The 6,291-nt window shown below is 44.3% G+C and carries 6 protein-coding genes; all 6 read right to left on the reverse strand.

Annotated features, from left to right (window positions below; genetic code table 11):
* Positions 1–1,135, reverse strand: a 1,135-nt coding sequence (locus F7C14_RS06510) for a vWA domain-containing protein (RefSeq protein ID WP_290901085.1), incomplete at its 3' end; no start/stop codon positions are given.
* Complete coding sequence (locus F7C14_RS06515) at positions 1,101–2,522, reverse strand: AAA family ATPase (protein WP_290901087.1); 1,422 nt, start codon at positions 2,520–2,522, stop codon at positions 1,101–1,103. The genes F7C14_RS06515 and F7C14_RS06510, both read right to left, overlap by 35 nt.
* Positions 2,523–2,598: 76 nt before the next feature.
* Positions 2,599–4,209 carry a cation acetate symporter gene (locus F7C14_RS06520; RefSeq protein ID WP_290901089.1) on the reverse strand — a complete coding sequence of 537 codons (1,611 nt, stop codon included), beginning with the start codon at positions 4,207–4,209 and terminating at the stop codon, positions 2,599–2,601.
* Positions 4,210–4,211: 2 nt separating this feature from the next.
* Entirely contained in the window at positions 4,212–4,427 is a 216-nt protein-coding gene (locus F7C14_RS06525) for a hypothetical protein (protein ID WP_290901092.1), read from the reverse strand.
* A gap of 91 nt (positions 4,428–4,518) precedes the next feature.
* A complete protein-coding gene (locus F7C14_RS06530; RefSeq protein WP_290901094.1) occupies positions 4,519–5,121 on the reverse strand; it encodes a 3'-5' exonuclease in 603 nt (200 codons plus the stop codon).
* On the reverse strand, positions 5,118–6,291 hold a 1,174-nt coding region (locus tag F7C14_RS06535), incomplete at its 5' end, for a putative nucleotidyltransferase substrate binding domain-containing protein (protein ID WP_290901096.1). The genes F7C14_RS06530 and F7C14_RS06535, both read right to left, overlap by 4 nt.

Consider the following 6,291-nt stretch of genomic DNA (forward strand, 5'->3'; position numbering starts at 1 on the left):
CGGCTGCTTTGAGCATTCTTTCGCATAGGGCGTAAAACCTACTGTCGTCGTTTAGCATTAGAACGTTCAAGTTTATATCTTCGTCTTTCAGTTTTGCCGACTCTATTACCGCCATCTTCCAAGGGGGAATAAGAGGGTTGTAGCTTGCAGTCGGTTCACCGTCGGTTATGAGAATTACGTACTTAGCTCCGTCTTTTCCTCTCAAAGCGTTTCTTGCGGTCTTTAAAGCCAGAGCTATGTCTGTTCTTCCTTCCACGTCCACGTTCACTATGTCGCCCTCTCTAATCTTCTCCGTTCTGTGGTTGAAAACGAAAACTTCCAGATCGTCGAATCCCTTTCTTATGCTCATTTTTAAAGCCAACGCGGCTTCTATTGCTCCTATTATTTTCTTTCCCCTCATCGAGTCGCTCACGTCTATTAGCATTACGAAGTGCCTCTTTCCGACTTTTTTCGGATTTCTTGAAACTATGTCCTTCTCCCTTATTTCGAAATCTTCGTTTTTGGCGGCTCTTATCATGGTTTCGGGAATGTCGATGAGATCATAGGAATGCAAGTACTCGTCGTACTCCACAAGTTCGTATCCCGGGATGTAGGAGAGAGTCTCTCCTTCAGATTCAGCGTAATAACCTTTAGCCTCCTTCGAAACTTCCTTCATAACTTTTTCCGCAATTATCCTTTCCGCTTGCTTGCTGAACTTTACCTTCCTCCTGAAGAACCTCTTCGTAACTCCCTCTATTATCCCCATTTCGATTAACTCTTTCAGCGCTTCTTCAAAGAAGTAGTCAAGGAGTTCTTTGAAGTTTATATCTTCTATTTTCAACTCTCCGGAGCGAAGCTTTTCCTTTATTTCCTCCCAAGCTTTCGACTTTGCCTCTACATACTTCTCGAACTTGTCCATCCATAGAGCTTCAGCATAGCCGAAATTTCTCATCATGTCGTTGAAAATTGTGGAATAGCTGTCGAAGTTTTCAGCCAACTCTTCGTCATCTATTTTCTGTTTGATGAAGTTCTTTACGTTAAAGTCTCCTCTGTCCATTGCGTAGGGGTTGAAAATGTGGTAGGCTAAGTTTTCGGCAAATTCAGCCGGAATGCTGTCGTCCTTACAACTCCTGCACTCTGGTTTCGTAAACTCCATCTCCGACCCTCTCCACTAAGCCGGTACACCTTTTTATCGATTCAAGGAGAATCTCGAAGGCTGAAGGAATTTCTTCCGGCTTTCTGCTCATTAGGAGTATGTACTTCCAGAAGGTTTCCATCTCCTTCGGAGAGTCCTCGTAAACGTTTATCATCTCCCTCTTCCTAAGCTCCCTCGAAAGTTTTCTGAAGTCGGAATCTTCGATATTGCCGTAAATTTCTCCGCACGTCCTGTTTATCGCCTCTTCTACAAGCTTTTCTATTATAGCGTCTTTTTCAGCCTCGTAATCAACTTCGATTCTGCTTCTCAACCCAAGCTTGATAACTTCGTAACCCTCTCCGTAGTCTGAAAGCATTACAACGCTTCTTCCTTTCCTTGTGGCGTTTGCTTTAACGTGGTCGAATAATTTTATGGTAGCTCTGCAAGAAGGTTCGCTTTCAATCCTTGCAGCATATCTACACCTCTCCTTGTTTCTTGCATACCTAACGACTCTCGCCAAGATTTTGAGGTGCCATTCCGGAATCGTTGCTCCATTCTTTAAACTCATGTTTCTCAAACCGATCTCTATTTCCTCTCTTAGCGTTTCGGGAGGACCGATTGGAATTGCTTCCATCCTATCAAGGAGCGGCTCTTTTATGGCTTCTGTACCTCTATAGTTAGCGGGATTAGTTGAGGCTATGAAAATCGCATCGATCTTCAGCGGAACTATCTCTCCTTCGGGAGTAGTTACCTGCTTTTCCTCGATAAGTTCGTGGAGTAGAGTTTGCAAAGCTGAAGGAATCGAACCAAGCTCGTCGAAGTAAGCGATACCTCTATTCGCTTTAAGCACCCTTCCGGGAGTAAAAACTTCCGGATGATCCAAATCGTAACCCTCTCTTATCTTCTGAATGCTGATACCTCCGATGAGCTGTCGAGTGGTCATCATAGGGTCTCCCGGGATCCTTATCCACTTTCTCCCTATCCATGTTAGCTCCACTTTTTCCTCTTCCATTACCTTCCTCTTGCAAGCGAAACAGCTTGGCTTCACTGGATTGTCGTGGATTTTGCACCCTTTGATAGCAAGCTGCTTCTCTGGAAGAAGCTTGGCTATCGATTTCGAAAAGGTCGTTTTACCGTAACCCTTCTTACCTATGAAGAGGATGTTTGAGCCTGAAATCAAGGCGTTCTTAACCATTTCCTTTTCAAGATTCTTTCCAACGATTTCGTAAAACGGATCTTCTCCTCTCCTCTCGTACTCAAGGATTTTTTCTCTAACCAACTCGTGAAGGGGTTTTTCCCAGTACGCTCTGAACTCGTCGGAAAATATGTCTACTTCCTCCCCGTTAATCAAGAAGGTTGGTGCAGAACTTTCCTTGACTTCCACTTCTTTAAATATGTACTCCTCCATTGGATAATACTCTTAAAACTATAATTTATACAGTTTTTGGTTTGAAAACAAAAGAGAAAAATAAAAAAATTTTAATTTAAACTTCCTTGGTTAAGTCTTCGCAGTACTTCTTCACGACTTCCTCCTCTGGCGGCTTAGTCAGCAGCGAGACTATGATGAAGAGTATGAATCCCACTGGAATCGCCCAAACTTGGTGTGGCGTTATGAAAGCCTTCGGATTTCCGAAGAGGACGTCGTTGAGGAAGAAGAACGAATGGTGTCCAAGCACGTATTTAGCTTTGAGCCATGCGTAGAGGTGGAGGAAGAACATCACGACAGCAGTAGTCCACATCGCTGCTCTCGTAGCTCTCTTCCACCATAGACCGAGGATTAGTCCGGGACCGAGCGATGCAATTATAGCGACGAACGCCCATCCGGAGAGGTCAAGGACCAACGCTGGTGGGTTGAATGAGATAAACATTCCTATGAGCAGGAAGATTACCGATACAATTCTCGCAAGCAATATCGGGTTCTCCTTAGCCATTCTGCTCTTCAGCAGTATCTCTCCCCAGTCTCTTGTTGCTAAAACGTTAACGACCATCACCCATCCGGCTGCTGTGGACATAGCGATAGCCAAACCACCAGCAGCGAGGATACCAAGTATGACTGGGTTCTTCAATGCTTCTACGGCAGCTATCATTGCGTAGTCCGTTACCTTACCAACCCCGAAAGTCGTAGCGTAGTATTTCAGGACCGCAACAGCCTTTGACTCAACGACACCTTCCGTGACGAGTGGGTGATATGTTTCCATCATCACTTTGGAGCCAGCACCGATTATCTGAAGCGACACGTAGAAGATACCTGCCGCAAGAGTGCACCAGAAGATGCTCCTTCTTGCTGTTTTCATGTCCATGACGGTAAAGAACCTAACGACTGTGTAGGGCATTGTTGCGAATCCAAAGTGCCATACGAAGAACCAGCCGATTAAAGCGATCCACGTTCCTGTTAGTAAGTGGGGAACATCTGGAGCATCAGCTGGTGTGTTCCAGAACTTGGGGTTGTTTGCTGCAACAGCATCCCAGAATCCACCGAGTCCTCCAAGTTTGGCTATGATCGCAATAGCCGCTATTACCGCCGCTACCGTCATCACCACTGCCTGAAATGCAGCATTCCAGCTTGTTGCGATCATACCTCCCCAGACGATGTAGAGCATGACGATGACAGTCCCTATTACAACTCCGATCCAGTAGGGCACTTTAAGAATCGCAAGTAGGAACAGAGCCATACCCACTATGGACAGCGTTATGTAAAGCACGGCTGCGAACATCGTGATAATCCCGATAAGCCATCTCAATCTCTGATCGTTGTATCTGTCAGCATAGTAGTCGGCAAAGCTTGTTGGAGCGTACTTTCTTAGAGCTGTTGCGGTAAGAAGTGTAGCCAGTGGCATTCCCGCAATAATGGCAGCCATTGGCCAGAAGAATGGATAACCGAGTATGAATATGAAAGCTGGCAATCCGAGCATCGAGGCTGGGCTTAAGTATGTTGATTCGAGAGCCAAACCGTTAACAACAGCACCGATTTGTCTTCCAGCTACATAGTAGTCGGTTGCACTCTTCATTCTTGCTCTCGAATAGTAACCTATAGCAATAACCGCCAAGAAATACAAAGCTGTAATGCCTATAACGATTGGGTCTACCTCTGCCATGCCTACTCACCTCTCGCTTTTTCCGCTTTTTCAGGGAAGTAGAAGTACATCACCGACATCAACAGCGGTATCAGCCATGTACCGATGATCGATGCGTAAAGCAGCGGTGCCAGTTTTATGTGGTTTATTTTTGCCGTCGCTTCGAGAATCCAGCAGAGTGCTGTCCATCCGTAAAACAGAAAAGCTCCCACCCAGAACACCTTAGGTGGCCATGGCATACAATCACCAATCTATGAATTAATTGTGTCAAATTTAAATTTTTCGTTATAGTTTTCGAGAATATTAATTGTACGCCAAAATAAACACAAATTAGAACATCAGCGGTCTGTCGTAGAAGTCTTCTTTTTTTATTGCCCTTAATACATCTTCAAACTTTCTCAACCCATATTTTAATAACCTTAATAGCTGCATCTGGAAAATTTGTGCGGTAATGTATGCATCGGACAAGGCTGAATGACGATATGCTATATCAACTCCGTACTTTTTAGCAAGTTCTTCTAAAGTCATGTCCTTCGTATAATCCCCGAAAAGCCTTCCTATGAGCTTCTCGACATCGGCTACATCAACGTATTTACATTCGAAAACGATCTCGCACTCCTTAAACGACTTTTTCAGAAACTCGATATCCAGATTTATCGAATATCCAACAATAATCCTCTCCTTTAGCTTTTCTAATATTTCCCCCTTCACCTCGCAAAAGGTGGGAGCTTCTTCAACCATCCTTGGGGTGATTCCGTGGTACTTCACAGAATCAACTTTAAACTTCCTTGGCTTCAAAATTCTGTAGTAGGCTTCGGAAAATAGGATTTTCAATCCGTCCATCGGTATTATGGCTATGGAGAGAATCTCATCTTTTTTTACGTTCAATCCAGTCGTTTCAACGTCCACAACGGCAAATTTTTCCTCTCTCAAATTCTCTCAACTCCGTAATGGGCTTTAATAAAATCTTGAAAGTTCTTAATCACCTTAAAAGACTCTCTGAGAAGCACAACATCAAGCTTTTCAAGCTCCTTAGCGTTTACGATGTTATCGCTTTCGTGGGCTTGGTGTCTCAGCCTTAGGTTTTGGATGTAGTTGTAAACTTCAACGAGGGTCTCGCACCTTTCTTCCCCTATTAATTCCTTGACTGCCCTCAGTCTTTCTATGGTGTTGAGCTCTTTTATTCCCGCATCTAATGCTAAAACTCTCGCGCAGTTGACAATCGGATATATGCCGTAAAGCTTTAAGTCGATTCCCTTCTCCAAATTCTTCATACCGAAAAAGCCAATGGGAGGTGTGATCGTTAAAGCGTCCTTGGCAAGAAACCTGACCGCTTGATTGGTTTTCGCTTCAAAAACGTAATCGCGGAGTTCGTTGTAAAGATCTTCGTTTCCGTAGACGTGTCTCATGTCAAGGAATATCGTTAGATGCCTAACGTTCTGGGGAGTTAGGTTGGTGAACCAGTTTTTGAAGGTTCTTTTCCACTCATCGATGCTCATACACCAGTTAGGTGCCATGTAGCCGGCTTTGCACTTTGGTATGCCTACGTAATCCAAAAGCTCAACAGCCCTTTTCGAAATATCTTCAAATTTGTAGGATTTGATCTCTGTTATCATCGCATTGTCCTGATCCGTGGCTATAATCTGCTCTTTCCTTCCGCCGCTTCCCATTACAACGAAGGAAAAATCTCTATCGATCTCCTCTCCAAGAAATTCGAACACTTTCTCGTAAACAACGTCGTAAAAGGCGTTTAACGTCCTCGATATGTCTTGAAAGCTAACACCTCTGTGGGTTAATTCTTTGACGATTTCCCTCGACTCGGCAACTATTTCCCTCACTTCGTCAATGCTTTCGCTCCTGCGAAGAGATCTGAAGAGGTAAGTCACTCTCGAAAGTGGTTCAAAAGCACTCAAAACGTCTTTTATCGAAATCACGCCGCTAATCTTTCCGTTCTCCGTTACGACGAGGTGGTTTATTCCCGACTCAAGCATTTTTATGTACGCTTCGAAAATTGGTGAAGTCGCTTCGTCACTTATCACCGGCGAGCTCATGAACTCCTCAACGCGTTCATCAATTTTGTTGAGGGATACTGCTTTCTTCAAA

Origin of the sequence: Ferroglobus sp. (assembly GCF_015521575.1) — an archaeon.
Taxonomy (GTDB): Archaea; Halobacteriota; Archaeoglobi; order Archaeoglobales; family Archaeoglobaceae; genus Ferroglobus.

Bases quoted from the DNA above. Each gene is read 5' to 3' on its own strand.
- F7C14_RS06515 (WP_290901087.1), bottom strand. From the start codon at position 2,522: ATGGAGGAGTACATATTTAAAGAAGTGGAAGTCAAGGAAAGTTCTGCA.
- F7C14_RS06520 (WP_290901089.1), bottom strand. From the start codon at position 4,209: ATGGCAGAGGTAGACCCAATCGTTATAGGCATTACAGCTTTGTATTTC.
- F7C14_RS06525 (WP_290901092.1), bottom strand. From the start codon at position 4,427: ATGCCATGGCCACCTAAGGTGTTCTGGGTGGGAGCTTTTCTGTTTTAC.